Annotated in this window: 21 protein-coding genes and 1 tRNA gene; 16 read left to right on the top strand and 6 right to left on the bottom strand. The window is 58.5% G+C overall.

Translation table 11 applies throughout. From position 1 onward, the window contains the following. Positions 1-218: 218 nt before the first annotated feature. The 4 genes from A7976_RS07385 to A7976_RS07370 all read left to right on the top strand — a co-directional run bounded on the left by A7976_RS07385 (position 219) and on the right by A7976_RS07370 (position 1931). Positions 219-779, top strand: coding sequence for a sugar transferase (locus A7976_RS07385; protein ID WP_067109507.1), 561 nt, complete (start codon positions 219-221; stop codon positions 777-779). Positions 780-896: 117 nt separating this feature from the next. Then, a complete protein-coding gene (locus A7976_RS07380; protein ID WP_067109503.1) occupies positions 897-1220 on the top strand; it encodes a rhodanese-like domain-containing protein in 324 nt (107 codons plus the stop codon). Positions 1221-1229: 9 nt separating this feature from the next. Next, the gene (locus A7976_RS07375) at positions 1230-1460 is read left to right on the top strand and encodes a sulfurtransferase TusA family protein (protein ID WP_067109500.1); all 231 of its coding nucleotides are present in this window, start codon (positions 1230-1232) and stop codon (positions 1458-1460) included. Positions 1461-1463: 3 nt separating this feature from the next. Continuing rightward, complete coding sequence (locus A7976_RS07370; protein WP_067109497.1) at positions 1464-1931, top strand: DsrE/DsrF/DrsH-like family protein; 468 nt, start codon at positions 1464-1466, stop codon at positions 1929-1931. A 26-nt stretch (positions 1932-1957) separates the two neighbouring features. Here the strand turns inward: A7976_RS07370 and A7976_RS07365 are convergent, their stop codons facing one another. From A7976_RS07365 to A7976_RS07355, 3 genes are read right to left on the bottom strand one after another with little or no spacing between them, the layout of a single operon-like run. Beyond that, complete coding sequence (locus A7976_RS07365; protein ID WP_067109494.1) at positions 1958-4771, bottom strand: valine--tRNA ligase; 2814 nt, start codon at positions 4769-4771, stop codon at positions 1958-1960. 32 nt (positions 4772-4803) lie between these two features. Further along, the gene (locus tag A7976_RS07360) at positions 4804-5694 is read right to left on the bottom strand and encodes a hypothetical protein (RefSeq protein ID WP_067109491.1); all 891 of its coding nucleotides are present in this window, start codon (positions 5692-5694) and stop codon (positions 4804-4806) included. A 13-nt stretch (positions 5695-5707) separates the two neighbouring features. Continuing rightward, complete coding sequence (locus tag A7976_RS07355) at positions 5708-6274, bottom strand: LemA family protein (RefSeq protein WP_067109487.1); 567 nt, start codon at positions 6272-6274, stop codon at positions 5708-5710. 121 nt (positions 6275-6395) lie between these two features. On the opposite strand from A7976_RS07355, the gene A7976_RS07350 reads away from it, so the two are divergent. From A7976_RS07350 to A7976_RS07330, 5 genes are read left to right on the top strand one after another with little or no spacing between them, the layout of a single operon-like run. Next, positions 6396-6839: an NfeD family protein gene (locus A7976_RS07350; RefSeq protein ID WP_067110211.1), complete on the top strand. Its 444-nt coding sequence runs from the start codon at positions 6396-6398 to the stop codon at positions 6837-6839. A 19-nt stretch (positions 6840-6858) separates the two neighbouring features. Beyond that, entirely contained in the window at positions 6859-7701 is an 843-nt protein-coding gene (locus A7976_RS07345) for an SPFH domain-containing protein (RefSeq protein WP_067109483.1), read from the top strand. A gap of 26 nt (positions 7702-7727) precedes the next feature. After that, complete coding sequence (locus A7976_RS07340) at positions 7728-8096, top strand: GtrA family protein (RefSeq protein ID WP_067109480.1); 369 nt, start codon at positions 7728-7730, stop codon at positions 8094-8096. Beyond that, entirely contained in the window at positions 8083-9387 is a 1305-nt protein-coding gene (locus A7976_RS07335) for a glycosyltransferase family 39 protein (protein WP_082878036.1), read from the top strand. Before A7976_RS07340 ends, A7976_RS07335 begins: the two co-directional genes overlap by 14 nt. Continuing rightward, the gene (locus A7976_RS07330) at positions 9357-10298 is read left to right on the top strand and encodes a glycosyltransferase family 2 protein (protein ID WP_067109474.1); all 942 of its coding nucleotides are present in this window, start codon (positions 9357-9359) and stop codon (positions 10296-10298) included. Before A7976_RS07335 ends, A7976_RS07330 begins: the two co-directional genes overlap by 31 nt. Here the strand turns inward: A7976_RS07330 and A7976_RS07325 are convergent. Together A7976_RS07325 and A7976_RS07320 are read right to left on the bottom strand one after the other, a co-directional pair. Beyond that, positions 10295-11050, bottom strand: coding sequence for a molybdopterin-synthase adenylyltransferase MoeB (locus tag A7976_RS07325; protein ID WP_067109471.1), 756 nt, complete (start codon positions 11048-11050; stop codon positions 10295-10297). The two genes, A7976_RS07330 and A7976_RS07325, sit on opposite strands and share 4 nt — an antisense overlap. 81 nt (positions 11051-11131) lie before the next feature. Beyond that, positions 11132-11207: transfer RNA gene (locus A7976_RS07320), tRNA-His, on the bottom strand. A 197-nt stretch (positions 11208-11404) separates the two neighbouring features. Here A7976_RS07320 and A7976_RS07315 point away from each other — a divergent pair. The 6 genes from A7976_RS07315 (at position 11405) to hemE (ending at position 21671) form a co-directional block, all read left to right on the top strand. Continuing rightward, the gene (locus A7976_RS07315) at positions 11405-12235 is read left to right on the top strand and encodes a hydroxymethylpyrimidine/phosphomethylpyrimidine kinase (RefSeq protein WP_067110208.1); all 831 of its coding nucleotides are present in this window, start codon (positions 11405-11407) and stop codon (positions 12233-12235) included. Further along, positions 12222-12842, top strand: coding sequence for a thiamine phosphate synthase (gene thiE, locus A7976_RS07310; protein ID WP_067109468.1), 621 nt, complete (start codon positions 12222-12224; stop codon positions 12840-12842). The genes A7976_RS07315 and thiE overlap by 14 nt, the downstream gene beginning before the upstream one ends. 4 nt (positions 12843-12846) lie before the next feature. After that, positions 12847-14121 carry a glutamate-1-semialdehyde 2,1-aminomutase gene (gene hemL, locus A7976_RS07305; protein WP_067109465.1) on the top strand — a complete coding sequence of 425 codons (1275 nt, stop codon included), beginning with the start codon at positions 12847-12849 and terminating at the stop codon, positions 14119-14121. A gap of 367 nt (positions 14122-14488) precedes the next feature. Next, a complete protein-coding gene (gltB, locus tag A7976_RS07300) occupies positions 14489-19090 on the top strand; it encodes a glutamate synthase large subunit (RefSeq protein ID WP_082878035.1) in 4602 nt (1533 codons plus the stop codon). Beyond that, positions 19090-20517 carry a glutamate synthase subunit beta gene (locus A7976_RS07295; protein ID WP_067109460.1) on the top strand — a complete coding sequence of 476 codons (1428 nt, stop codon included), beginning with the start codon at positions 19090-19092 and terminating at the stop codon, positions 20515-20517. Before gltB ends, A7976_RS07295 begins: the two co-directional genes overlap by 1 nt. Before the next feature lie 86 nt (positions 20518-20603). Beyond that, complete coding sequence (gene hemE / locus A7976_RS07290; RefSeq protein WP_067109457.1) at positions 20604-21671, top strand: uroporphyrinogen decarboxylase; 1068 nt, start codon at positions 20604-20606, stop codon at positions 21669-21671. A 266-nt stretch (positions 21672-21937) separates the two neighbouring features. Here hemE and A7976_RS07285 read toward each other — a convergent pair whose 3' ends face one another. Beyond that, positions 21938-24130: a primosomal protein N' gene (locus A7976_RS07285; RefSeq protein ID WP_067109454.1), complete on the bottom strand. Its 2193-nt coding sequence runs from the start codon at positions 24128-24130 to the stop codon at positions 21938-21940. A gap of 358 nt (positions 24131-24488) precedes the next feature. On the opposite strand from A7976_RS07285, the gene argS reads away from it, so the two are divergent. Beyond that, positions 24489-26147 carry an arginine--tRNA ligase gene (gene argS / locus A7976_RS07280; RefSeq protein ID WP_067109451.1) on the top strand — a complete coding sequence of 553 codons (1659 nt, stop codon included), beginning with the start codon at positions 24489-24491 and terminating at the stop codon, positions 26145-26147. The last annotated feature ends 3 nt before the right edge of the window (positions 26148-26150 follow it).

Below are 26150 nucleotides of genomic sequence, written 5' to 3'. Positions count from 1 at the left end.
GTCTTTAACCGACATTGACTCCTCATTACTCAAAGCCAATGATGCTATCGGCAATGCCCTCAATAATTAAATTTCAAAGTAAGCAGGCTCAGGCGCGAGGTTAAATCGCTTTCAAAGCCGATCAATCCAGTGGCACAATTCGTTCAATTGGTGATTTGTCGCAATCTGAATGATTGCCGCCCATTGCATACCTCAATAGACTGGCACAGAGAAAATAATTGAAACGTACTTTTGATGTGTTGCTAGCAATATGCGTGGGGCTGATATTGCTAGTGCCAATTATGATGGTCGCACTGTGCGTACGCTTAACGTCCGTCGGCCCGATTTTCTATTGGAGCGAAAGGGTCGGAAAGCATAATCGGCTTTTCAGAATGCCCAAATTCCGAAGCATGCGGACCGATACTCCGGCGGTTGCAACGCACTTGCTCGCCGAGCCTGACCAATACCTCACTCCCATTGGTTCATTCCTGAGAAGATCAAGCCTGGATGAATTACCCCAGATATGGTCCATTCTGCGCGGTGAGATGAGCTTCGTCGGTCCTCGGCCCGCCCTGTTCAACCAAGAGGATTTGATAGCGCTTCGCACGCAATACGGATTGCATGTCCTCACGCCGGGCCTGACGGGATGGGCCCAGATCAACGGAAGAGATGAATTGCCGATACCCGAAAAGGTAGAGCTGGACAGGGAGTATCTGCAACGCAGATCCATGTGGTTCGATTTACAGATATTATGGCTTACTGTCGTAAAAGTATTACGGCGTGACGGTGTCTCTCATTAAAGAACATCGTCCAATGATGTCAAAACATGCCTGAATCAGCAGCGAAACGGCAATACCTTAAGCAGGCGAACTTTAGTAAGCGCTGATATAGTATAGATTTTAGAGTTAGAAACCCTCATGGCTAGTTATCAGGAAATCGATAGCATCCGTCTGCAAGCTCTGATGAGTGACAGCGATGTGATGCTCGTAGACGTTAGAACTGACGAGGAAGCAGCAAGAGGCATCATTCACGGTGCGACTCATATCCCACTTCACCTCATTCCACTTCGCACTCAGGAGCTCGAAGGTGAAACCCCATTGGTTTTTTATTGCCACAGCGGCATACGCTCGGCACAGGCCTCCAGCTTCATCGCTAGCCAAGGCCGCGAAAACGTTTTCAACTTGCGTGGCGGCGTGCTTGGCTGGGGCGCTGCCGGCTATGCACTGGAACCAAAACGCTAGGAGTTGATGATGGAATTCGACAAGGAACTGGATGCGCGCGGACTGAATTGTCCGTTGCCCATCCTGCGTTGCAAAAAGTCATTGGCCGAGTTACAGCCCGGCCAGATTTTGAAGGTCGTCGCGACTGACCCCGGGTCAGTCAAGGATTTTCAGGCCTTCTGCAAACAAACGGGGCACGAACTGCTTTCGCATGAAGCGGCCAATGGCGAATTCACGTTCGTCATGAAAAAGAGAGCGTAGATCATGGCAAAAAAGCTTGCCTTGATCGCATCGAAAGGCACGCTGGATTGGGCTTATCCGCCGTTTATTCTGGCTTCCACGGCCGCCGCGCTGGATTATGAAGTCAGCATTTTTTTCACCTTTTATGGCCTGACGCTACTGAAAAAGGATATCTCCGATCTCAAAGTCAGCCCGCTGGGCAACCCGGCGATGCCGATGCCAGTACCGATGCCCAACCTGGTGCAAATGTTGCCCGGACTGGAGTCGATGGCGACCATGATGATGAAGCAGAAAATCGCCGACAAGGGCGTGGCGTCAATTCAAGAACTACGCGAAATTTGTCTGGAATCTGGCGTCAAGTTGATTGCCTGCCAGATGACGATGGACCTGTTCGACTTCAAACGTGAGGAGTTCATCGACGGCATCGAAATCGGTGGCGCGGCAACGTTCTTCGAGTTTGCCGGCGAATCGGACGTCAATCTGTTTATCTGAAAGGCGGGTAAAGCCCGCCTTTCGACTCAGCTCAGTCGTGCGAATTGCCCGCGCACTTTCTCCAAGGTCGCACTAAATCCAGCCAACCTTTCCTTCTCTTGCGCCACGACGGCGGCAGGCGCCCGGTCAACAAAGCCGGCATTGGACAGCTTGGCATTGGCTTTCGTGATCTCACTTTCGAGACGAGTGATTTCCTTGCCGAGGCGTTCTTTCTCCGCAGCCACATCCACTTCGATCTTGAGCATCAGACGGAAGTCGCCGATAACCGCGACCGGGGCATCGGCTTGCGGTAATGCTTCGACAATATCCATGTCCGACAGCTTGGCCAAGGCCTTGAAATAAGGGGCATAGGCCTCCAGCACGGCTTTTGAGCCCTCAGCCACCAGCGGCACACGCTGCGCCGGGGAAACGCCCATCTCACCCCGCAGGCTTCGGCATGCATCGACAGCTTGTTTCAGCGTAGCGACCCAGGCTTCGGCGGCCACGTCGATTTTCTCGGACTGCGGCTGCGGGTAGCGTTGCACCATAATGGTTTCGCCTTCCGCACCGGTGAACTTGGATACCGTTTGCCACAGTTCTTCAGTGATAAAGGGAATGACCGGGTGCGCCAGGCGCAGCACGGTTTCCAGCACGCGGAGCAGAGTACGGCGGGTGGCGCGCTTTTGCGCGTCGCTGCCGTTGGCGAGCTGCACCTTGGCGATTTCCAGATACCAATCGCAGTACTCATCCCAGACGAATTTGTAGATGGCTTGTGCGACGTAATCGAAACGGTAGTCGGCAAAGCTCTTTTCGACTTCGGCTTCGGTGCGTTGCAGCAGGCTGACGATCCAGCGATCGGCCTGGGAGAAATCGAGATAGCCGTCCGGCCCGCAATCGGCCTTGCACGGCTCCATGCCGCAGTCCTGGCCTTCGCAATTCATCAGTACGAAGCGGGTGGCGTTCCACAGCTTGTTGCAGAAGTTGCGGTAGCCTTCGCAGCGATGCATGTCGAACTTGATGTCGCGGCCGGGGCTGGCGAGGCTGGCGAAGGTGAAGCGCAACGCATCGGTGCCGAAGGCCGGGATGCCTTCGGGAAATTCCTTGCGGGTGCGCTTTTCAATCTGTTCGGCCTGCTTGGGGTTCATCAGGCCGGTAGTGCGCTTTTTCACCAGTTCTTCGATGCCGATGCCATCGATCAGGTCGATCGGGTCAAGCACGTTGCCTTTGGACTTGGACATCTTCTGGCCTTCCGCATCGCGGATCAGACCATGCACGTATACGTCCTTGAACGGAATCTTGCCGGTGATGTGCCTGGTCATCATTACCATGCGCGCCACCCAGAAGAAGATGATGTCGAAGCCGGTTACTAGCACTGAAGAAGGCAAGAACAAGTCGAGCGCTGGGTTGGACTGCTCCGGCCATTCCGGTGTCCAGTCCAGCGTGGAGAAAGGCCACAGTGCGGAGGAGTACCAGGTGTCCAGCACATCCGGGTCGCGCGTCAGCACGCCGGCATAGCCTTCCTTGTCTGCCAGGTGGCGCGCTTCTTCCTCGCTGTGCGCGACGAACACTTCGCCATTGACGCCGTACCACGCAGGTATCTGATGGCCCCACCAGAGCTGGCGCGAGATGCACCAGTCCTGAATATTGTTGAGCCACTGGTTGTAGGTGTTGACCCAGTTTTCCGGATGAAACTTGATCTCGCCGTTGGCGACCACTTCCAGCGCCTGTTCGGTAATGGATTTGCCGTTTTCGCCGGGCTTGCTCATTGCGACGAACCACTGATCGGTCAGCATCGGCTCGATCACCACGCCGGTACGGTCGCCTCTGGGCACCTTGAGCTTGTGCTTGTCGATTTTTTCCAGCAGGCCCAGCGCTTCGAGGTCGGCAACGATTGCCTTGCGCGCGTCGAAGCGGTCCATGCCGCGGTATTTTTCCGGCGCGTGATCGTTGATCTTCGCATCCAGCGTCAGGATGGACAGGATCGGCAGGTTGTGGCGTTGACCGACCGCGTAGTCGTTGAAGTCGTGCGCTGGCGTTACCTTGACCACGCCGGTTCCAAATTCGCGATCCACGTAGTCGTCGGCAATGATAGGGATTTCGCGATCACACAGCGGCAGCTTCACGGTCTTGCCGATCAGATGCGCGTAGCGTTCGTCCTCCGGATGCACCATCGCGGCGGTATCGCCCAGCATGGTTTCCGGACGTGTGGTGGCAACGGTCAGCGAGCCCGAGCCATCGGCCAGCGGGTAGCGAATGTGCCACAGCGAACCATCTTCTTCCTCGCTGATCACTTCCAGGTCGGACACGGCGGTGTGCAGCTTGGGATCCCAGTTGACCAGGCGCTTGCCGCGGTAGATCAGGCCTTCGCGGAACAGGCGCACGAAGGTTTCGGTGACGATCTTGGAAAGACCTTCGTCCATCGTGAAACGCTCGCGGCTCCAGTCGGGCGAAGTACCCAGGCGGCGCATCTGGCGGGTGATGGTGGAGCCGGAATGCTCTTTCCACTCCCACACTTTTTCGAGGAATTTTTCGCGGCCGAGGTCGTGGCGGGAGAGACCCTGCGCATCAAGTTGGCGCTCGACGACAATCTGCGTCGCGATGCCGGCGTGGTCGGTGCCCGGCTGCCACAGCGTATTGGCGCCGCGCATGCGATGGTAACGCGTCAGCGCATCCATGATGGTCTGGTTGAAACCATGCCCCATGTGCAGCGTGCCGGTGACGTTGGGCGGCGGCAGCAGGATGCAGAAGTTATCGGATTTTGCCGTGTCCAGGCCGGCGGCAAAGTAACCTTGGCCCTCCCAAAAGGAGTACCAGCGGTTTTCTATGTTCTTGGGTTCAAAGGATTTGTCGAGTTCGCTCATGGGGCGGGATTTTATCACAGCCCCGGCGCCGCTCAGCCCACGCCGAGCCAGATAACGGCGGCCAGGCCCGCAAAAAACACGCTAATGTGAAATGCGCCCCAGAGCTGGTACTTGCGCTTGAGCTGGTGCGGTGAAAGATTGGAAATCAAGTACATGCGTCCGGAAACTGGACGACGCATCACATGCACGCCGGGTTGCTGCCGCAATTCGCGATGGTTCCTTTCCACTTCGCGAGCAGCGGCTTTGCGCGCCAGCTCCCATTCCCGAATATCGATTTCACCATCGCTGTTCAGGTCGAACCGCTTCAACAGATGCTCGGGATCGCGCTTCCATGCTGCGAGCAGGGCGCTCACATCCTCTTTATGACTCAAATGCGTATGAGCGCCGCCCATCGTGTGAAATTCGCCTAGAACATAAATTCTGTCGCTCGCGAACAGTTGCTCTTCAACATGTCGGTATTCGCCTTCATACCAGGTGCGCGTGTGGGTGGTAATCACTTCGGCATGGTCGGGATCCACCATGCACACGCCGCTACCGTCATTGATTTCGAAAATGGATTCGCTGACGACATGATCCGAAGCAACCCATTTTCTGTCCGAATTCAGCCGATACGTGGTGCAGCGGTACCAGACGCCGGGGAAACTGCCGCCTTTGGCCTGCACCAGCTTTTTATTGCCGTTGGCACGTCCGTACAGCTCGACATAGCCTTGCGCAGCCGATCCGATTTTGGAGGTGGGTGTATCCGCAATGACGCGTCCACGCCGGAAATTCGATACCCACGCAAAAAAGCTGATACCGGCGATCAAGGCAAAACAGACCGTCCAGGCTGGGCGCTCATTGATCCGCACAGCCACCAACAGCAACACCAGATGACTACCCGACGTGAGCAGGTTGACATAATTGTCCCGCAAAAATCGGGGCATGACGTTAAGCCGCTTAACCGAACTGACGGGCGATATTCACGTCCTGCAACTCGGAAGCTTCAAAGCGCAGCATCTGCTGGGGAGGAAAGCTGAACATGCGCGCAACGACCAGATCCGGGAACTGCTGGATGCGCACATTGTTGATATTGACCGATTCGTTGTAAAACTCGCGGCGGTCGGCGATGGCGTTTTCAAGTCCGGTGATGCGTGCCTGCAAATGGACAAATTGCTCGTTGGCCTTCAATTCCGGATACGACTCCACCAGCGCGAAGAGATTGCCCAGCCCGGCACGCAATGCGCTTTCAGCCGCGCCAAGCGCCGCGATGTTGTGCGTCTCGCGTGCATCGGCCACGCGGGCACGGGCATTGATGACTTTCTCCAGCGTTTCCTGCTCGAATTTCATGTACTGTTTGCAGGTATCCACCAGCTTGGGCAGTTCGTCGTGACGCTGCTTCAGCAGCACATCGATATTGGCCCAGGCCTTGGCCACGTTGTGCTTGATCGCGACCAGGTTGTTATAGATCAGGATGAAGTACACCAGGATGACTGCGATCAACCCCAAAAACAGGATGCTGCCCATACGCCCTCCACATGGCTGATAGTTGTTGTGCAGCGAGTGTAATGCTCCACCCCCGCGCACGCAATGCCGCGGCGTTTTCAACTCTGGTAGGATGGCGGAAAACAAAAGCGGGGAGGATCGAATGCTGGAAATCATGTGGATCTGGGGCATCCTGGGGTTGGCGCTGCTGGGCTTCGAAATGCTCACCGGCACGATGTACGTCCTGTGGTTCGGCATCGCCGCCATCCTGCTCGCTATCCTGACCTGGCTGGCGCCCGCCATGCCCATCGCGCTTCAATTGTTCCTTTTTGCCGGCCTGTCTATCGGCGCGCTCGTCATCTGGCGCCGCAATTACAGGAAGAATTCCACCGATTTGCATATCGGCCAATCGCAAGGCGATGAGATCGGCCGCATTGGCACCATAATCGAGCCCGTCAGCGCCAGGCAGCCGGGACGCATCCAGTTTGCGCAGGGCATCATGGGCAGCCGGGAATGGGCAGCCGTGTCGAACGAAAATATCGAATCAGGCGCCGAAGCCGTCATCGTGGCCATCGAAGGCAACAGCCTGCGCGTCAAACGCCATTAATCAAGAAGAAGGAATCATCATGTCCGTGTTGATGTATGTATTGGTCATCCTCGTCGCCATCGCAATCTGGAAAGGCATCCGCATCGTGCCGCAAGGGGAGGAGTGGGTAGTCGAGCGCCTGGGCAAGTTCAACGCTGTGCTAAGCCCCGGCTTGCACGTCATCAACCCGATTTTCAGCAAGATCAGCTACAAGGTAACTACCAAGGATATCATCCTGGATGTGCCTCAGCAGGAGGTGATCACCAAGGATAACGCCGTCATTCTCGCCAACGCCATTGCCTTCATCAAGGTATCGAACATCGAACGCACGGTTTATGGCATCGAGAATTTCCACGAAGCCATGCGCAACATGGTGCAAACTTCCTTACGCTCCATCATCGGCGGCATGGATCTCAACCACGCGCTCACCTCGCGCGACCGCATCAAGGCCGAACTGAAAACCGCCATCGCCGACGAAGCGCTAGACTGGGGCCTGACCGTGAAATCCGTCGAAATCCAGGATATCAAGCCTTCACCCAACATGCAGCACGCGATGGAAATGCAGGCGTCGGCCGAGCGCGAACGCGTGGCGCTGGTGACCAAATCGGAAGGCGAAAAACAAGCCACCATCCTCAACGCCGAAGCGCGGCTGGAAGCAGCGAGAAAAGACGCCGAAGCGCAGGAAGTCGCTGCGAAGGCCAGCGCCGCATCCATCCGCCTGATCGCGGAAGCGGTTAAGGAAAACAACACTTCCGCCACATTCCTGCTCGGAGACCGCTACATTCAGGCCATGCAGAAACTTTCGACCTCGGAAAACAGCAAGCTGGTATTGTTACCGGGGGATCTGGTAGGCGCGGTAAAGGCGCTGGTAGGCTCGAAATAATTCTCCGAATAAGCCCACATATTTCCATGCCCCAACACTTTTATCGTTTCGGCGCCGTCGGTGCGATTGGCTTTGTCGTCGATGCTAGCGCGTTCACGCTGCTGCAAAGTGCGTGGCATGCGCCCCATCTTGCTCGACTTGGGGCTTTTCTGGTTGCGGTTGCCACGACTTTCATACTCAACCGGCGTTACACTTTCAAGGCACGGGCGAAATCGCGGCCGTTGGTCTATCTAGCCGGCCAGACGGTGAGCCTGATCGTGAACATGTCCGTGTTCTCGCTGGTCATCTGGAATCCTGTATGGCTGCCGTGGCAATACTATGTCGGGCTGACGCTCGGATCGATCGCAGCCATGTTTATCAATTACGAACTGAGTCGACGTTATGCCTTTGTTTAACTCTTCCGGCCGGATATGGCGTATCGGCATGCTCGGTATTTGCCTGCTGGCAGCCGTACTGTTCTTTACCGCCATAACGCAGACCCGAATCGACCATCCGATACGCGGCGATGCGCGCGATTATCTGGCGTATGCCTACAATCTCGACACTTTCGGCGTCTACTCCCGCGCATGGCCGGAAGCCGAGGCTAAGGCCCCGTTGCCAGATGCAGTGCGAGCGCCTGTCTATTCCGCCGTGGTGAGCCTCTTCCTTGACAAGGACGACATAAACGCGACGCTGGCGCGAGTGCTCTATCTGCAAGCATTGCTTGGCGTCTTGACCGTGCTAGTGTATCTGCTGCTCTATCGCCGCATCATGCCGCCACTATGGGCGCTGAGCGCCGGCTTGGTGACCGCAATCAGCCCCCACCTGATCAACGCCTCGGTGTATCTGCTGACCGAGACCTTGTTCACTTTTCTGCTGGGCTTGCATTTGCTGGCACTGGAAAAAGCGTTACGGCTTCGGCATGCACGCTGGGCACTGGTAGCGGGAGCACTGCTGGCACTCAGCTTTCTGACACGCCCGACCACCCAATACCTGATTCTTGCCTATCTACTGGCATTGTTCATATGGACAGGAACTAACTGGCGTGTTTACGCAAAATGCCTGCTCTGGCTGATCCTGCCGGTGGCGATTGCAGCGTCAGCCTGGACAACGCGCAATCTGGTTGAAACCGGCCACACATCCGATCCGGCGCTGACCGCAAACTTTCTGCATCACGGGATGTATATCAATATGATGTACGCGGACCGGCCTGAAACCTTCGGTTATCCCTATCGCTTTGATCCGCTGACGGCGGAAATCGGTGGCAACCCGACCAAGGTCATGCAAGCCATCGCACAGAATTTCCAGCATGAACCGCAGCGCTATCTGGGCTGGTACCTGATCGGCAAACCCATCCAGTTCTTTTCGTGGAATCTGACGGAAAGTGTCGGCGATGCATTTATCTATGCGCCACTTAAAACTCCTTATATTGATAATGCACTTTTCCAGGGTTCATATCTCGTCGCCCGGCTACTCCATCCATTTCTGATTCTGCTGAGTCTCGTCGGTGCCTATTTGGCGCTTAAACGAGACAATGTGGCGGCGGCTTTGCTGAGCATTGTGCTGGTCTACTTTATTGCAATGCACATGATAGGCGCCCCCTTTCCCCGCTACAGCATCCCTTTGCGGCCGATTAATGATGGCCTGGCATTTTATGCGCTGTATATAGCCATCGAATGGATAAAAACAAGACTGGAAAAAACTTAATGAGCACCCGCGTCGCACTAATAGTTCCTTGCCTGAACGAGGCTCATGCGTTGCCATTATTGTTCACACAGATCAAGACGCATCTGCCACAAGCCGAAGTGCATATTTTTGATAACGGCTCGACGGATGGAACACCCGACGTGGCAAGGAGCTTCGGCGCATATGTGCACGGGGTCGCAGAACGGGGAAAAGGCCGCGTCGTGGCCAGAATGTTCGCCGATGTGGATGCTGACATATATGTGATGGTGGACGGCGATGCCACCTACGATCTCGCCGCATCGGCTGAGCATGTGCGCATGCTGGTCGATAACAAGGTAGACATGATTGTGGGCACGCGACTTCAATCGTACGAGGGCAGTGCATCGCGGCCTGGGCACAAAACAGGCAATAAGCTTTTGAGCAGCCTGATCAATAACCTCTTCCAGAGCAAGCTTTGCGACGTACTTTCCGGTTATCGCATCATGTCGCGGCGTTTCGTGAAGACCACCCCCGTCATGGCTGCCGGCTTCGAAATTGAAGTCATGCTGACCATCCACGCACTTGATATCCGCAGTCACATTATCGAAGTACCGATTAATTACCTTAAACGCGCAAACGGTACTCAAAGCAAGCTTCGCACCGTGCGTGATGGCTGGCGCATCTTCCTGGCAATCTTTTATTTCTTCAAGGAAGTACGGCCTTTTCTGTTCTTCACGACGGCCAGCGCTATCCTGACTTTTTTATCACTCGCCATCGGGGTACCGGTAATTCTGGAATTTTTTGAAACTGGGCTGGTGCCGCGCTTTCCATCCGCGATTCTCGCCGCCTCGCTGATGATCGCCGCCTTGGTCAGCTTGAGCTGCGGCCTGATTCTGGATTCGGTCGCCGAGCAGCGCAGAGAATTGAAGCGCTTGTTTTATCTGCGCAATTAATCATTTACGGAACCGCAAACCTTGCATCCCGGATCCCGCTTCAGCTTGATGCTGCGCCATTCCATCGTCATCGCATCCAGCAGCAGTAGCCTGCCTTGCAGGGTTAGTCCGGCATTGAGCAGAATTTTCATTGCCTCCGCCGCCTGCACCGTGCCTATCATGCCCACCAGCGCCGCAAATACGCCGTTCTCCGCGCAACGCATTTCGCCTTCCGCACCCATGTCGGGGAAAAGACAGTGGTAGCAGGGACTCTCATCGTGGCGCATATCGAATACCGTTACCTGCCCTTCGAAACCAATAGCCGCGCCGGAAACCAGCGGTTTTCTCAGCTGGACGCATAGACGGTTGAGCGTGTAGCGCGTAGCGAAATTGTCACTGCAATCAATCACTACGTCCGCCGCACTTACTAGTTCGGCAAATTCTTCTTCGGTAGATTTTTTCGGCACCGCAACCACCGTAATTTCGGGATTGATCGCATCCAGCGTTTGACGCGCAGACTCGGCCTTGTTGATACCTATCGACAAAGTCGTATGGATGATCTGCCGTTGGAGATTGGTCAAATCGACCTTGTCGAAATCGCAGATGGTGATTTTTCCGACGCCGCCCGCGCCGAGATACAGCGCTACTGGTGAGCCGAGCCCACCTGCGCCGACGATCAGCGCGTGGCCATCCATCAGCGCCTGCTGGCCTTCGATGCCGATCTGCGGCAACAGGATGTGACGGCTATAACGAAGAAGCTGGTTATCGTTCATAGGAAACGTGTGGTGAAACAGGGAAAACTGGAATCATGCCGGAACTGGCTTTGCAAAACCAGCACAAACCAAAGAGGGAGATGGGGTGGCTGATGGGGCTCGAACCCACGACAACCGGAATCACAATCCGGGACTCTACCAACTGAGCTACAGCCACCATTGAAAGCATGTGCCACCGAAAAGCAGCATTGCCGAAACAGCGAGGGAGGCGATTATACCCGAGCTTTGCCGGCTGTCCAAGCATGGCTGATTTCTTCTTCGCAGGTTTTCATGCGAGCGTCATGCAGCTTACGTTAAAATAGCGTTTTGAATTCACTGCCTGCGGCTTGCCGCTTGCAGACCGACAAGCCCGCCATGACCAGACCCGTCCCACCTCTCGTACTCACTTTCGCTGCCACCGATCCCAGCAGCGGCGCCGGTTTGCAAGCCGATATCCTGACCCTGGCCAGCATCGGCTGCTACCCGCTTTCGGTAGTCACCGGCATTACCGTACAGGACACCCTGGGGGTGGATAGCGTGATGGCGCTGGATGCCGACTGGGTCAACGAGCAGGCGCGCACGGTGCTGGAAGATATGGAGGTCGCGGCCTTCAAGCTGGGCATGCTGGGCAGCGTGGAGAACGTCGCCATCATCGCCGAAATCGTGGCCGACTATCCCGACATTCCGTTGCTGATCGATCCGATCCTTACTTCGGGACGTGGCGACGAACTGGCCGGAGACGAAATCCAGGATGCGATGATCGACCTGCTGTTCCCGCAGGCCTCGCTGCTCACCCCCAACAGCCTGGAGGCGCGTCGGCTCGCTTTCGGTGATGACGCTGACGAAGAGGATGGCGAATCGCTGGACGAATGTGCACGACAACTGCTGGCATTGGGCAGCGAATACGTGTTGATTACCGGCACGCACGAGCGCACCAATGACGTGGTCAATACGCTTTATTCCGAAAAAGGCCTTGTCCGCAGCTATACCTGGGAGCGCCTGCCCGGCAGCTACCATGGCTCCGGCTGCACCCTCACTTCCGCCATTGCCGCCTGTCTCGCGCATGGGCTGACGATGGAAGAAGCGGTGGCCGAGGCGCAGGAATACACCTGGCAGACCTTGCAGGCGGGGTTCCGTCCCGGCATGGGCCAATATATTCCAGACCGCCTGTTCTGGGCGCGGGAAGAAGAGGATGCTCAAGATTAAGGGGCTTTACGCGGTGACGCCCGACTTGGCGGACACCGCACTGCTGCTCAAGCAGGCCGAAGCCGCATTGCAGGGCGGCGTTTCCGTGCTGCAGTACCGCAACAAGACCGCCAGCCATGAATTGAAGCGCGAGCAGGCCAGCGAGCTGATGTGGCTGTGCGAGGCGCACAATGTCCCCTTCATCATCAACGACCATGTTCTGCTGTGTGTCGAGCTGGATGCGAGCGGCGTACATCTGGGCGGAGCGGATGGCGGCATCGCTGCAGCGCGCCGGCTGCTCGGTGCACGCAAGATTATCGGCACCTCCTGCTATAACCGTCTCGACCTGGCAGAACAGGCCAAGGCACAGGGTGCCGACTACGTGGCTTTCGGCGCCTGCTTCGATTCCGGTACCAAGCCTGCTGCCGTGCGCGCGCCGCTGGAGCTTTTTGCCAAGGCCAAGCCGCTGGAGCTGCCCACGGTTGCCATCGGCGGCATCACCGCCGAAAATGCGCCTTTGGCCATCCGGGCGGGCGCAGACAGCATCGCCGTGATCGGCGCGCTCTGGACAGCACCGGATATCCGGCAGGCCGCGCAAACGTTTTCCAAACTTTTTACGCAAGACTGACACCATGACCTCTCGCAACCAGCAACTGTTCGAACAATCGCAGAAACTCATTCCCGGCGGCGTCAATTCGCCGGTGCGCGCCTTCCGCTCGGTCGGCGGCACGCCGGTATTCTTCCAGCGCGGCAAGGGCGCGTATGTGTGGGATGAGGATGGCAAGGACTACGTCGATTACGTCGGTTCCTGGGGGCCGATGATTCTCGGTCACGCACATCCGGTCGTGATCGAGGCCGTCAAGCAGGCCGCCGAAAACAGCCTGTCCTTCGGCGCTCCGACCGCGCGCGAACTGGATATGGCGGAGCTGCTGATCAAGCTGGTGCCGAGCATGGAACAGGTGCGGCTGGTCAGTTCCGGCACCGAGGCGACGATGAGCGCAATCCGGCTGGCGCGCGGCTTCACCGGCCGCAGCAAGATCGTCAAATTCGAAGGCTGCTATCACGGTCATGCCGACGCACTGCTGGTCAAGGCAGGCTCCGGCGCACTCACCTTCGGCCAGCCGAGTTCGGCGGGCGTACCGCCGGAAGTCGCGGCACACACGCTGACGCTGTCGTATAACGACATCGCCGGCGTCGAAGCCTTGTTCGACCAGATCGGCAACGAAATCGCCTGCATCATCGTGGAACCGATCGCCGGCAACATGAACCTGATCGCGCCCGCCCCCGGCTTTCTGGAAGCCTTGCGCGCGCAATGCACCAGGCACGGCGCGGTGCTGATTTTCGACGAAGTGATGACCGGTTTCCGCGTCGCCCTCGGCGGCGCGCAGGCGCTTTACGGCATCACGCCCGACCTCACCACGCTGGGCAAGGTAATCGGCGGCGGCTTGCCGGTAGGCGCCTTCGGCGGCCGCGCCGACATCATGCAGTGCCTGGCCCCGGTCGGGCCGGTGTATCAGGCCGGCACGCTGTCCGGCAATCCGGTGGCCGTGGCCGCCGGCCTCGCCACATTGCAATTGGTGCAGGAACCCGGCTTTTATGAGCGACTCACTGCTCGCACCCGCCAGTTCGTCGACGGCCTGAGCGCCGTTGCCAAGGAGCAGGGCGTGACTTTCAGCGCGCAAAGCGTGGGTGGCATGTTCGGCGTATATTTCAGCGAAAAATGCCCGACCAGCTACGCCGAAGCGATGCAATCCGACAAAGAGGCATTCAACCGTTTCTTCCATCACATGCTGGATGAAGGCGTTTATCTTGCTCCATCGGCATTCGAGGCGGGTTTTGTATCGGCGGCCCACGGCGATGCAGAAATAGAAAAAACCCTAGCTGCGGCAAGAAAAGCCTTCCGCTAGCCAGTCTTATCCCAACTTTTCCTGGTATTTCTATCCAGGAAAGTTGGGAAATGTCATCATTCTCGTCTCTTCGCAGAACAACTTTTCCTCGCGCCACTCCAACAGAAAGCATGCGGCAAATAACGCTCGTGCAGTATCTGCTTTGATTTCCCGGCATCTGCCGGTATGCCGGATGCCCGCGCCCATTCATTACCATCTACAAGTCATGGTTGATGAAGGCTTGCGATATCGGTAACATTACAAGGTTTCACCCTAATTTCAGCATGTCGTGCGGGTGCGCGACAGAACGCAACGTAAATACCCTCGGTTTACGCAGCGCGTGACGGTTTGTCGAACAGGTGGCGAGGGAATAACAGGGGCAGCGGTCATGCCAGCTAAACAAGGTTTATACGATCCGGCAAACGAAAAGGATGCTTGCGGGGTCGGTTTTGTAGCACATATCAAAGGACGGAAGAGCCACGATATCGTCGAGAAGGGTCTCACGATCCTGCGCAACCTGACCCATCGCGGTGCGACGGGTTACGATCCCAAGCTGGGCGACGGCGCCGGCATGCTGATTCAGCTGCCCGACGCTTTCATGCGCAAGGAGGCGACCAGGCTCGACATTACTTTGCCGGCTGAAGGGCAATATGCCGTCGGCATGATCTTCCTGCCGCAATCGCGCAATGGCCGCGAAGCCTGCGAGTCGATCATCGCGCGCATCATCTTCGAAGAAGGTCAGACTTGCCTGGGCTGGCGCGACGTACCGCGCGACAACAGCAACATCGCGGCCGCTGCCCGCGACATCGAACCAGTCATGCGCCAGGTGTTCATCGGCAGCAACGCCACCGATCAGAATACTTTCGAGCGCAAACTTTTCGTGATCCGCAAACGCGTCGAACATGCCGTTCGCGCTTTGAAGCTGGAAGACAGCGAACAGTTCTACATTCCGTCCCTCTCCAGCCGTACCATCGTCTACAAGGGCATGCTGCTGGCCGAAGAAGTCGGTACCTATTACAAGGATCTGCTAGACCCGGATATGGTGTCGGCGCTGGTGCTGGTGCACCAACGTTTCTCTACCAACACTTTCCCGGCCTGGGATCTGGCGCATCCGTTCCGCATGATCGCGCACAACGGCGAAATCAACACCGTGCGCGGCAATATCAACTGGATGGCGGCTCGTCACGAAGCGATGAAGTCCGCCGTATTGGGCGAGGATCTGGAAAAGCTGTGGCCGCTGATTTCCGAAGGCCAGTCCGACTCCGCCTGCTTCGACAACGCACTGGAGCTGCTGATCGCCGGCGGCTATTCGCTGCCGCATGCGATGATGATGCTGATCCCGGAAGCATGGTCGAGCACTGCACTAATGGATGAAGATCGCCGTGCGTTCTACGAATATCACGCCGCGCTGATGGAACCGTGGGACGGCCCCGCGGCCGTGGCTTTCACCGACGGCCGTATGATCGGCGCGACGCTGGACCGCAACGGCCTGCGTCCGGCACGTTATCTGGTCACCGACGACGACTATGTCATGATGGCGTCCGAAATGGGCGTGCTGACCTTTCCGGAAGAAAAGATCGTCAAGAAGTGGCGCCTGCAACCGGGCAAGATGTTCCTGATCGACATGGAACAAGGCCGCATCATCGACGACGAGGAAGTGAAGCATCAACTGGCGCAAGCCAAGCCGTACCGCGAGTGGATCGAGAAATCCCGCTACTTCCTCGGCGACCTGCCCAAGGCAGAGTACAAGCTGGAAATGAAGGCCGATCTGCTCGACGTTCAACAAGCATTCGGTTACTCGCAGGAAGACCTCAAGTTCATTCTGCAACCCATGGCGACCAACGGCGAAGAGGCCACCGGCTCCATGGGCACTGACAGCGCGTTGCCGGTGCTGTCCAGCAAGTCCAAGCCGCTGTATACCTATTTCAAGCAGCTGTTCGCTCAGGTGACCAATCCGCCGATCGACCCGATCCGCGAAGAAATCGTCATGTCGCTGGTTACTTTCATCGGCCCCAAGCCCAATCTGCTCGGCATCGACGAGACCAATCCGCCGCTGCGCCTGGAAGCCAGCCAGCCGGTGCTGACGCTGGATGAACTGGCTCAGCTGAAAAACATCGCCGAGCTGACGCAAAACCGCTATCGCTCCCTGGTAGCAGATATCACCTATCCGGCCACTGCCGGCCACAAGAGCATGGGCGAAGCCATCGAAGCGCTATGCAAGGCGGCCGAGAAGTCTGTCCATGATGGCTACAACGTACTGATACTGTCCGACCGCAACGTCAGCGCCGACCGCATTGCGATCCCGGCCCTGCTGGCGACCACCGCCGTACATCATCATCTGGTCAAGGCCGGTTTGCGTACCAATACCGGCCTGGTCGTCGACACCGGCTCCGCACGCGAAGTGCACCATTTCGCGCTGCTGGGCGGCTATGGCGCAGAAGCGGTCTGTCCGTGGCTGGCGTTCGAAACCATCGCCAACCTGGGTCTGCCGGACACCAAGGCCGCACACAAGAATTTCGTGAAAGCCGTGGGCAAGGGCCTGTACAAGGTCATGTCCAAGATGGGCATTTCCACCTACCAGTCCTATTGCGGCGCGCAGATTTTCGATGCCGTGGGCCTGAACACTGCCTTTGTCGAAAGATACTTCCCCGGCACTTCCAGCAATGTCGAAGGTATCGGTCTGGAGCAAGTCGCGGAAGAAGCGCTGCGCATGCACAACGCCGCCTTCGGTGATGACCCGGTGCTCTCCAACGCGCTGGACGCCGGCGGCGAATACGCCTTCCGTGTTCGCGGTGAAGATCACATGTGGACGCCGGACTCCATCGCCAAGCTGCAGAATGCGACACGCACCAACAAGTACGACACCTACAAGGAATACGCCAAGCTGATCAACGACCAGAGCAGGCGCCACCTGACGTTGCGCGGCCTGTTCGAGATCAAGCCGGCGGGAGCTCCGGTGCCGCTGGAAGAAGTCGAACCGGCTTCGGCAATCGTCAAGCGTTTCGCCACCGGTGCGATGTCGCTCGGCTCGATCTCGACTGAAGCGCACACCGTGCTCGCGATCGCGATGAACCGCATCGGCGGCAAATCCAACACCGGCGAGGGTGGCGAAGATCCGGTACGCTTCCAGCCGGTGACGGAGGACACTACGCTCGCCGACCTGATCGGCAAGAGTCGTGTCGAGAGCAACATTCCGCTGCAAGCCGGCGACTCCATGCGTTCCAAGATCAAACAGGTCGCCTCCGGCCGTTTCGGCGTCACCGCCGAATACCTGGCGAGTGCCGACCAGATCCAGATCAAGATGGCACAAGGCGCGAAGCCGGGCGAGGGCGGTCAATTGCCAGGTGGCAAGGTATCCGAGTACATCGCCAAGCTGCGCTTCTCGGTGCCGGGCGTGGGCCTGATTTCCCCGCCGCCGCACCATGACATCTATTCCATCGAAGACCTAGCGCAACTGATTCACGACCTGAAAAACGCCAACCCGCGCGCCTCGATTTCCACCAAGCTGGTGTCGGAAACCGGCGTCGGCACCGTGGCGGCGGGCGTAGCCAAGGCCAAGTCCGACCATATCGTGATCGCCGGTTTCGACGGCGGCACCGGTGCATCGCCGATCTCCTCGATCAAGCACGCCGGCAGCCCGTGGGAAATCGGCCTGGCCGAAACCCAGCAGACGCTGGTGCTGAATCAGTTGCGCGGCCGTGTCGCCGTGCAAGTGGACGGCCAGATGAAGACCGGCCGCGATGTGCTGATCGGCGCACTGCTGGGCGCCGATGAATTCGGTTTCGCTACCGCTCCGCTGGTCGTCGAAGGCTGCATCATGATGCGCAAGTGTCACCTGAACACCTGCCCGGTGGGCGTGGCGACCCAGGATCCCGTATTGCGCAAGAAATTCACCGGCCAGCCTGAGCATGTGGTGAACTATTTCTTCTTCGTCGCCGAAGAAGTGCGCGAATACATGGCGCAAATGGGTATCCGCAAGTTCAGCGACCTGATCGGCCGTGCCGATCTGCTGGACATGAAGGCCGGCATCGACCACTGGAAGGCTTCCGGACTCGATTTCAGCCGCATTTTCTACCAGCCCAGGGTGGGCGCCGACGTGGCGCGCAGCCATTCCGAAGAGCAGGATCACGGCCTTGCGAAAGCGCTAGACAACACGCTGATCGCCAAGGCCAAAACGGCATTGGAAAATGGCGAGAAAGTCGTCATCGAAACGCCTATCACCAACATCAACCGTACCGCCGGCACCATGCTATCGAATCAGGTCGCCACTCGTTACGGCGCGGTCGGCCTTCCGGATGACACCATCACCGTGAAACTCTCCGGCACTGCCGGCCAGAGTTTCGCTGCGTTCCTGACCAAGGGCATCACTTTCGAGCTGACCGGCGAAGGCAACGACTACGTGGGCAAGGGCCTGTGCGGCGGACGCATCGTCATCAAGCCGCCCAAGGCCTTCCGCGGCACGCCGTCGGATAACATCATCGTCGGCAATACCGTGATGTACGGTGCGACCAGCGGCGAAAGCTATTTCAACGGCGTCGCCGGCGAGCGCTTCTGCGTACGCAATTCGGGCGCCTCGGCTGTCGTCGAAGGTGTGGGCAACCACGGCTGCGAATACATGACCGGCGGCACCGTCGTCGTACTGGGTCAAACCGGCCTCAACTTCGCCGCCGGCATGTCGGGCGGCGTTGCCTACGTGCTGGACGAAGACGGCCTGTTCCACAAGCGCTGCAACATGAACATGGTGTCGCTGGAGATGGTTCACCATGTCGACAACATGCCGGAAGGCGCAGTGCACCATCTCGACCAACCGGACGAAATCACGCTGAAGAACCTGATCGAAAAGCACGCGGCCTACACCGGCAGCGCGCGCGCGATCACCATCCTCGCGAATTGGGATGATTTCCGCGACATGTTCGTCAAGGTCATGCCGAATGAATACAAGCGGGCGCTGATCGAGCTCGCAGAACAGAAACTGCTGGAGGCCGCTTAATGGGTAAGATTACCGGTTTCCTTGAATTCGAGCGGCTGTCGGAAGCCAACCTGCCGGTTCAGGAACGCGTACACAACTACAAGGAGTTCGTGCTCCATCTGTCCGATGAACAAGCCAAGGTGCAAGGCGCACGCTGCATGGATTGCGGCATTCCGTTCTGCATGAGCGGCTGCCCGGTCAACAACATCATTCCCGACTGGAACGACCTTGTTTACAAGCAGGATTGGCAGCGTGCCTTCGAAGTGCTGGACTCCACCAACAACTTCCCGGATTTTACCGGCCGTATCTGCCCGGCGCCTTGCGAGGCCGCGTGCACGCTGAACATCAATGACGACCCGGTGGGCATCAAGTCCATCGAGCATGCGATCATCGACAAGGCCTGGGAAAACGACTGGGTCAAGCCGCGCATGCCGGAGGTGAAGACCGGCAAGAAAGTCGCCGTGATCGGCTCCGGCCCGGCCGGCATGGCCGCCGCGCAACAACTGGCGCGCGCCGGCCACGACGTGGTGCTGCTGGAAAAGAACGACCGCATCGGCGGTCTGATGCGCTACGGTATTCCCGACTTCAAGTTCGAGAAGTGGCAGATCGACCGCCGCATGGCACAAATGGCGGCTGAAGGCGTGCAATTCCGCGTCAACCAGCACGTCGGCGAAAACGTGAAGGCGGAAGATCTCCTCCAGGAATTCGACGCCGTTGTGCTGGCTGCCGGCGCCGAACTGCCGCGCGACTTGCCGGTGCCGGGCCGGGAGCTTTCCGGTATCCATTTCGCGATGGATTTCCTGACCCAGCAGAACAAGGTCAACGCAGGCGATACTGTCCCCAACCAGATCAAGGCCACCGGCAAGCATGTGGTCGTGATCGGCGGCGGCGATACCGGCTCCGACTGCGTCGGTACCTCTAATCGTCACGGCGCCGCATCGATCGCACAATTCGAAATCATGCCGCAGCCGCCGGCGCAGGAAAACCGCGAGCTGACCTGGCCCAACTGGCCGATCAAGCTGCGCACTTCCAGCTCGCACGAAGAAGGCTGCGATCGTGACTGGGCGGTGGTGACCAAGCGCTTCGAAGGCGAAAACGGCCAGGTGAAGAAGCTGATCGCCGCCCGCGTGGAATGGAAAGACGGCAAGATGCAGGAAATCCCCGATTCGGAATTCGAAATGAAGGCCGATCTGGTTCTGCTGGCGATGGGTTTCGTCAGCCCGGTGCAAAAGTTGCTGGATGCATTCGGCGTGGAGAAGGATGCCCGCAACAACGCCAAGGCGACGACCGATGGCGAAGGCTCTTATGCCACCTCGGTACCCAAGGTGTTCGCCGCCGGCGACGTGCGCCGCGGCCAATCGCTGGTCGTCTGGGCCATACGCGAAGGCCGTCAGTGTGCACGTGAAGTCGATGCATTCCTGATGGGCAAATCGGACCTGCCACGTTAATAATAATGAACCGCCAAGACGCCAAGAGCGCCAGGAACTGCTTCAGTCCTCCCGGCGCCCTTGGCGTTTTTCATTGAGTGAATGACATGACGCATTTGAAAAACGATACCTTCCTGCGCGCGTTGATGCGCCAGCCCACCGAATACACTCCCGTCTGGATGATGCGTCAGGCGGGCCGCTATCTGCCGGAATACAACGAAACGCGCAAACGCGCCGGCAGTTTCCTCGGCCTGTGCAAAAGCCCGGATTTCGCGACAGAAGTCACCCTGCAGCCGCTGGCGCGCTTTCCGCTCGATGCGGCGATTCTCTTTTCCGACATTCTGACGGTGCCGGATGCGATGGGCCTCGGCTTGTATTTCGCGGAAGGCGAGGGCCCGAAGTTCGAACGTCCATTACGCAACGAGTGGGAAATCCGCAATCTGATCGTGCCTGATCCGGCGGAGCATCTCGGCTATGTGATCGATGCCGTCGCCAGCATCCGCAAGGCTCTGGCCGGCTCGGTGCCCTTGATCGGCTTTTCCGGCAGCCCCTGGACGCTGGCGACCTACATGGTCGAAGGCCAGGGCGGCACGGATTTCCTGATCATCAAGAAAATGGCCTACGAACGGCCCGACTTGCTGCACCACATCCTCAACATCACCGCACAGTCCGTCACCAGCTATCTCAATGCGCAAATCGAAGCCGGCGCACAGGCCGTGATGATTTTCGATTCCTGGGGCGGCGCGCTATCGCATGCGGCTTACAGGGAATTTTCGCTGGCCTACATGGAACGCATTGTCTCCGGCCTGATTCGTGATCGCGAAGGCCGCGTCGTGCCGCGCATCGTCTTCACCAAGGGCGGCGGATTATGGCTGGAAAGCATGGCCGCCATCGGCGCCGATGCACTGGGCCTGGACTGGACCATCGATATCGGCGAAGCCCGCAAGCGCGTCGGCGACAAGGTTGCCTTGCAAGGCAACTTCGACCCGGCCATCCTGCTCTCCAATCCGCAGGCCATCGAACGCGAGGTCGCCAATATTCTGGCGAGCTACGGCGCAGGCCATGGCCATGTGTTCAATCTCGGCCACGGCATCACGCAATTCACGCCGCCGGAGAATGCCGGATGCATGATTGATGCCGTCCACAATCTCAGCCGGCAGTATCACGCTGCTTAGAGTCTATTTCAGCGGTATTCATCCCCCGCGTTGAGTCCGGGCCTGGATGGATGCAAGACGCGGCGCGCAGCCAATGGTCATTCTCTTGGCAAGCGGCGCAACGCCGCAGACGCCGGGCCCGGACTCAACCCGCAGGGCCGGCTGACTGCGGGCGCATTGCCACGTTACGGCCTGCTTGTGTAGAATGACTACACTGCGCAGCCCGCGCCTTCCACTGCATCCCGCAGTCAGCCGGCGCGGGGGATGAATACCGCTGAAATAGGCTCTTAAAACTCCAGCGGATCGACATCCACCGACCACCTGACCTTGCCGCCCTGCGGCAAGGCTCTGAGTTCCGCCACCCAGGCTTGCAGGAATTGCTGCAAGACCTGGCGCGAGTCGGCCTGTATCAATAGCTGCGCACGCTCCATGCCCTTGAGGCGTTCCATCTGCGGGCGCACCGGATCGTAAACGGTTACCTTGCCTTCAATGGTCCGCGCCACCCTGACCGCGCGTTCCAGAAAATCCTGCACCGGCCCAAAGTGCGTCGCCTCGGCGCGCAGCAGCGCCTCGAAGCAATAGGGCGGGAAATGCGCGAGCTTGCGTTCTTCCAGCAGGGAAACGGCGAACTCGGGGTAATCCTGCTTTTGCAGCGCATGGAACAGCACGTGATCGGGGAAATTGGTCTGGATCAGCACTTCGCCCGGCTTGTCTGCCCGACCGGCCCGACCGGCAACTTGCAGTAGCTGGGCAAACAGGCGTTCTGCCGCACGAAAATCCGGACTGAACAGGGCACTGTCGGTATCCACTACACCGACCAGCGTGAGATTCGGAAAATCGTGCCCCTTGGCCAGCATCTGCGTGCCGACCAGGATATCCACCTCGTTGGCATGCACCTGCGCGGTCATGTCCTTGATCGCGTGCTTACGCCGCATGCTGTCGCGGTCCACGCGCAGGATGCGGGCTTCGGGGAAAATGCCCGCCAATACTTCTTCCAGCCGCTGCGTGCCGTGCCCGGTAGGGTGCAGGTCAGGGTTGCCGCAGCTCGGGCATTGGAGAGGCGGGCGTTGCTCGTGCCCGCAGTGATGGCAACGCAACTTTCTTTCGCGAAGATGCACCACCAGCCGGCTGGAACAACGCGTGCATGGCGCGACCCAGGCGCAGGCGCTGCACAGCAGCACCGGCGAATAACCGCGGCGATTGATGAACAGCAGACTTTGCTCGCCACGCTCCAGACGTTGGCGCATTGCCGCAATCAATGGTGCCGAAATTCCATCCTGTGGCCGCTGGATACGGGTATCGATGCAGCGGACGCGGGGCAATGCTGCGCTCTCCACCGCGCGCGCCGTCAGCGTCAGCAGCTTGTATCGTCCAGCCTGGGCGTTGTGCCAGGTTTCGAGCGACGGCGTGGCCGAACCGAGCACGATGGGCACGTCGGCCATCTTGGCACGCATGATCGCCACGTCCCGCGCCGAATAACGCATCGCATCCTGCTGCTTGTAGGAAGAATCGTGTTCTTCATCGACAATGATCACCGCAGGGCGTGCCATCGGCGTGAACCCCGACAACCGCGTGCCGATCACGATGCGTGCTTCACCGTTTTGCGCGCGCAGCCAGCCATGCAAGCGCTCACTCTCATTCATCTGGCTGTGCAGCATGACGATAGGATGATTCGGAAAGCGCGCGCGGAAACGCGCCTCCAGTTGCGGTGTCAGGTTGATTTCCGGTACCAGCACCAAGGCTTGCGCTGCCGGATCCGCAAGCATCGCCTGCAGCAGCTGCATATAAACCTCGGTCTTGCCGCTGCCGGTTATCCCATGCAACAGCCATACGCGAAACCCTGGGCCGGCAGCAAGAATGGAATCGACCGCCAGCTGCTGATCGGGATTCAACGCGGGCGCCGCCTTGGGCTCGACAGCCAGCATTGCCGGCTTTTCGATTTCGACTTCGCTCACCCACCCTTTGTCCTGCATCTGCCGCATGGCGGCGCGCCAGCCAGAAGCAATCGCCACCAGGTTTTCAGCACCCAGCGGACCAGACTCTTTTAGTGCTTGGTAAATCTTGCGCTGCAACACGGCACGCGAGGGTATGGCATCCATGCCAGCTTCTGTGGCGGCAGAGGTGAGGGCGTAGCCCATGCGGCGCGGCAGGCTGGCCGGTTGCGCCTCGCGCAAGCGGGATGGCAGGGCGGCAAGCAAAGCCTGGCCGAACGGATACTGGTAATAATCCGCGCAAAACGCCAGCAGTTTCAGCGTGGCTTGCGGCAACGGCGCTTCATCCTCGTAAGCGTAGGCAATCGGCTTGAGTTTCGTGATCGGGAATTCCGAGGTGGCAGCGCGAGTGATGACGATGCCGATCACGCGTCTGCGCCCGAAAGGCACAAGCACGCGCTGGCCGGGCTGCACGGTGCTGACGCCGTCGAGATAATCGAACAGGGTGGCAAGCGGCACGTCGAGTGCGACGCGGAGAATAGAACCCATCTCAACAATACTCGCGTGTGCGCTGGCGTGTCTTGGGATGCAGCGCCAGGCGTGAGCGGCGCTGTTTGGTTACTCCAAACGAGTCGCGAGCAACACAGCGATGCGCCCAAGGCACGTCAGCCCTTCGGGTTGCTGCAAAAAAACATGTCTGCGGCGTTGCAAACCTTGCGAATGGAACAACCATTCGCTGTGGATTGCGCCTTGCATACAATTTTTTTTTGTAGCAACGCATCACGCGAGTATTGTTGAGATGGGTTCTGATCATGGTGTCATCGGAATGAGGTGTATGCCCGTTATAGCAATGCAGGCAACGTTGGAACCCGTTAAAATAACGATTTTTTCTATTCCAAGAATCGCTTTGAAAGCACATCTTACCGAATTACTGACCCAGGCGGCAAAAGCCGTAGCCCCGGAACAGGCTGATCTCGCCATTGTTCTGGAACGCCCGAAATCCGCCGAGCACGGCGATTTCGCCACCAACCTGGCGATGATGCTGGCCCGTCCGCTCAAGCAGAATCCGCGCGCCATCGCCGAAAGCCTGATCAATGCACTGCCGGCATCGCACTATGTGGCGAAGACGGAAATCGCCGGTGCGGGCTTCATCAATTTCTTCCTCAGCCCCGCCGCCAAGCACGCGGTGGTGCGCGACATCCTGAGCAAAGGTAACGATTTCGGCCGACATAGTCACGGCCAGAAGCGCAAGGTGCAAGTGGAGTTCGTCTCTGCCAACCCGACCGGTCCGCTGCATGTCGGTCACGGCCGCGGCGCGGCGGTGGGCGATTGCCTGTGCCGCCTGCTGGATGCAACCGGCTGGGATGTCACCCGCGAATTCTATTACAACGACGCCGGCGCACAGATCGACAACCTGACGCTGTCCGTGCAATGCCGCTGCAAGGGCCTGACCCCGGACGATCCGGCCTGGCCGGAAGACGGTTATCGCGGCGACTACATCGTGGATGTCGCCAATGCCTACATGGCAAAGGAAAAAATCGACGCAGAGGACAAGCATGTCATTGGCGCGGGCGACCCGGACAATACCGCCGCCATCCGCGAATTCGCCGTGGCCTATCTGCGCCGTGAACAGGATCTGGACTTGCGCGCGTTCGATGTGCATTTCGATGTGTATTCGCTGGAATCCGCACTGTACACCGAAGGCAAGGTTGAAAAGACCGTGCAGCAATTGATCGCCAGCGGCCATACCTACGAGCAGGACGACGCACTCTGGCTGCGCACCACCAAGTTCGGCGACGACAAGGACCGCGTGATGCGCAAGCGCGAAGGCGGCTATACCTATTTCGTGCCGGACGTGGCCTATCATGTCGACAAATGGCAGCGCGGTTTTACCCGCGTGATCAACGAGCAGGGCGCGGATCACCACAGCACCATTACCCGCGTGCGTGCCGGCTTGCAGGCGCTGGACATCGGCATCCCGCAAGCCTGGCCGGATTACGTGCTGCACCAGATGGTGACGGTGATGCGCGGCGGCGAAGAGGTCAAGCTCTCCAAGCGCGCCGGCAGCTATGTGACACTGCGCGACCTGATCGACGAAGTCGGCCGCGATGCCACACGTTATTTCCTCGCGGCCCGCCGCGCCGATTCGCAGCTGATTTTCGACATCGATCTGGCACGCGCGCATACCAACGACAACCCGGTGTACTACATCCAGTACGCCCATGCGCGTATTTGCAGCGTGCTCGAGCAGTGGGGCGGCGATACCTCGATATTGCCCGATACCGCTCTCGCGCCATTAACAACCACGCACGAACTGGCGCTGCTGCAACGCCTGGCCGAGTATCCGAAAACCGTGGAAACAGCCGCGCAGGAACTCGCTCCGCACATCATTGCCTACTACCTCAAGGATTTGGCCGGCGACCTGCACAGCTACTACAATGCCCAGCAATTCCTGGTAGAAGATGAGGCCGTGAAACATGCCCGTCTGGCACTGGTGTTTGCCACCCGCTTTGTATTGCAAAGCGGCCTGCAACTGCTCGGAGTGAATGCTCCGGAGAAAATGTAAGCA

Source organism: Methylobacillus sp. MM3 (genome assembly GCF_001645185.1).
In the GTDB taxonomy this organism is placed as follows: domain Bacteria; phylum Pseudomonadota; class Gammaproteobacteria; order Burkholderiales; family Methylophilaceae; genus MM2.
This window is presented reverse-complemented; position numbering and strand designations above follow the sequence as displayed.

Bases quoted from the DNA above. Each gene is read 5' to 3' on its own strand.
- thiE (WP_067109468.1), top strand. From the start codon at position 12,222: ATGCTCAAGATTAAGGGGCTTTACGCGGTGACGCCCGACTTGGCGGAC.
- gltB (WP_082878035.1), top strand. From the start codon at position 14,489: ATGCCAGCTAAACAAGGTTTATACGATCCGGCAAACGAAAAGGATGCT.
- A7976_RS07295 (WP_067109460.1), top strand. From the start codon at position 19,090: ATGGGTAAGATTACCGGTTTCCTTGAATTCGAGCGGCTGTCGGAAGCC.
- A7976_RS07380 (WP_067109503.1), top strand. From the start codon at position 897: ATGGCTAGTTATCAGGAAATCGATAGCATCCGTCTGCAAGCTCTGATG.
- A7976_RS07340 (WP_067109480.1), top strand. From the start codon at position 7,728: ATGCCCCAACACTTTTATCGTTTCGGCGCCGTCGGTGCGATTGGCTTT.
- A7976_RS07375 (WP_067109500.1), top strand. From the start codon at position 1,230: ATGGAATTCGACAAGGAACTGGATGCGCGCGGACTGAATTGTCCGTTG.
- A7976_RS07330 (WP_067109474.1), top strand. From the start codon at position 9,357: ATGGATAAAAACAAGACTGGAAAAAACTTAATGAGCACCCGCGTCGCA.
- A7976_RS07325 (WP_067109471.1), bottom strand. From the start codon at position 11,050: ATGAACGATAACCAGCTTCTTCGTTATAGCCGTCACATCCTGTTGCCG.
- A7976_RS07365 (WP_067109494.1), bottom strand. From the start codon at position 4,771: ATGAGCGAACTCGACAAATCCTTTGAACCCAAGAACATAGAAAACCGC.
- A7976_RS07315 (WP_067110208.1), top strand. From the start codon at position 11,405: ATGACCAGACCCGTCCCACCTCTCGTACTCACTTTCGCTGCCACCGAT.
- A7976_RS07335 (WP_082878036.1), top strand. From the start codon at position 8,083: ATGCCTTTGTTTAACTCTTCCGGCCGGATATGGCGTATCGGCATGCTC.
- A7976_RS07350 (WP_067110211.1), top strand. From the start codon at position 6,396: ATGCTGGAAATCATGTGGATCTGGGGCATCCTGGGGTTGGCGCTGCTG.
- A7976_RS07285 (WP_067109454.1), bottom strand. From the start codon at position 24,130: ATGGGTTCTATTCTCCGCGTCGCACTCGACGTGCCGCTTGCCACCCTG.
- A7976_RS07370 (WP_067109497.1), top strand. From the start codon at position 1,464: ATGGCAAAAAAGCTTGCCTTGATCGCATCGAAAGGCACGCTGGATTGG.
- hemE (WP_067109457.1), top strand. From the start codon at position 20,604: ATGACGCATTTGAAAAACGATACCTTCCTGCGCGCGTTGATGCGCCAG.
- A7976_RS07355 (WP_067109487.1), bottom strand. From the start codon at position 6,274: ATGGGCAGCATCCTGTTTTTGGGGTTGATCGCAGTCATCCTGGTGTAC.
- A7976_RS07360 (WP_067109491.1), bottom strand. From the start codon at position 5,694: ATGCCCCGATTTTTGCGGGACAATTATGTCAACCTGCTCACGTCGGGT.
- A7976_RS07345 (WP_067109483.1), top strand. From the start codon at position 6,859: ATGTCCGTGTTGATGTATGTATTGGTCATCCTCGTCGCCATCGCAATC.
- hemL (WP_067109465.1), top strand. From the start codon at position 12,847: ATGACCTCTCGCAACCAGCAACTGTTCGAACAATCGCAGAAACTCATT.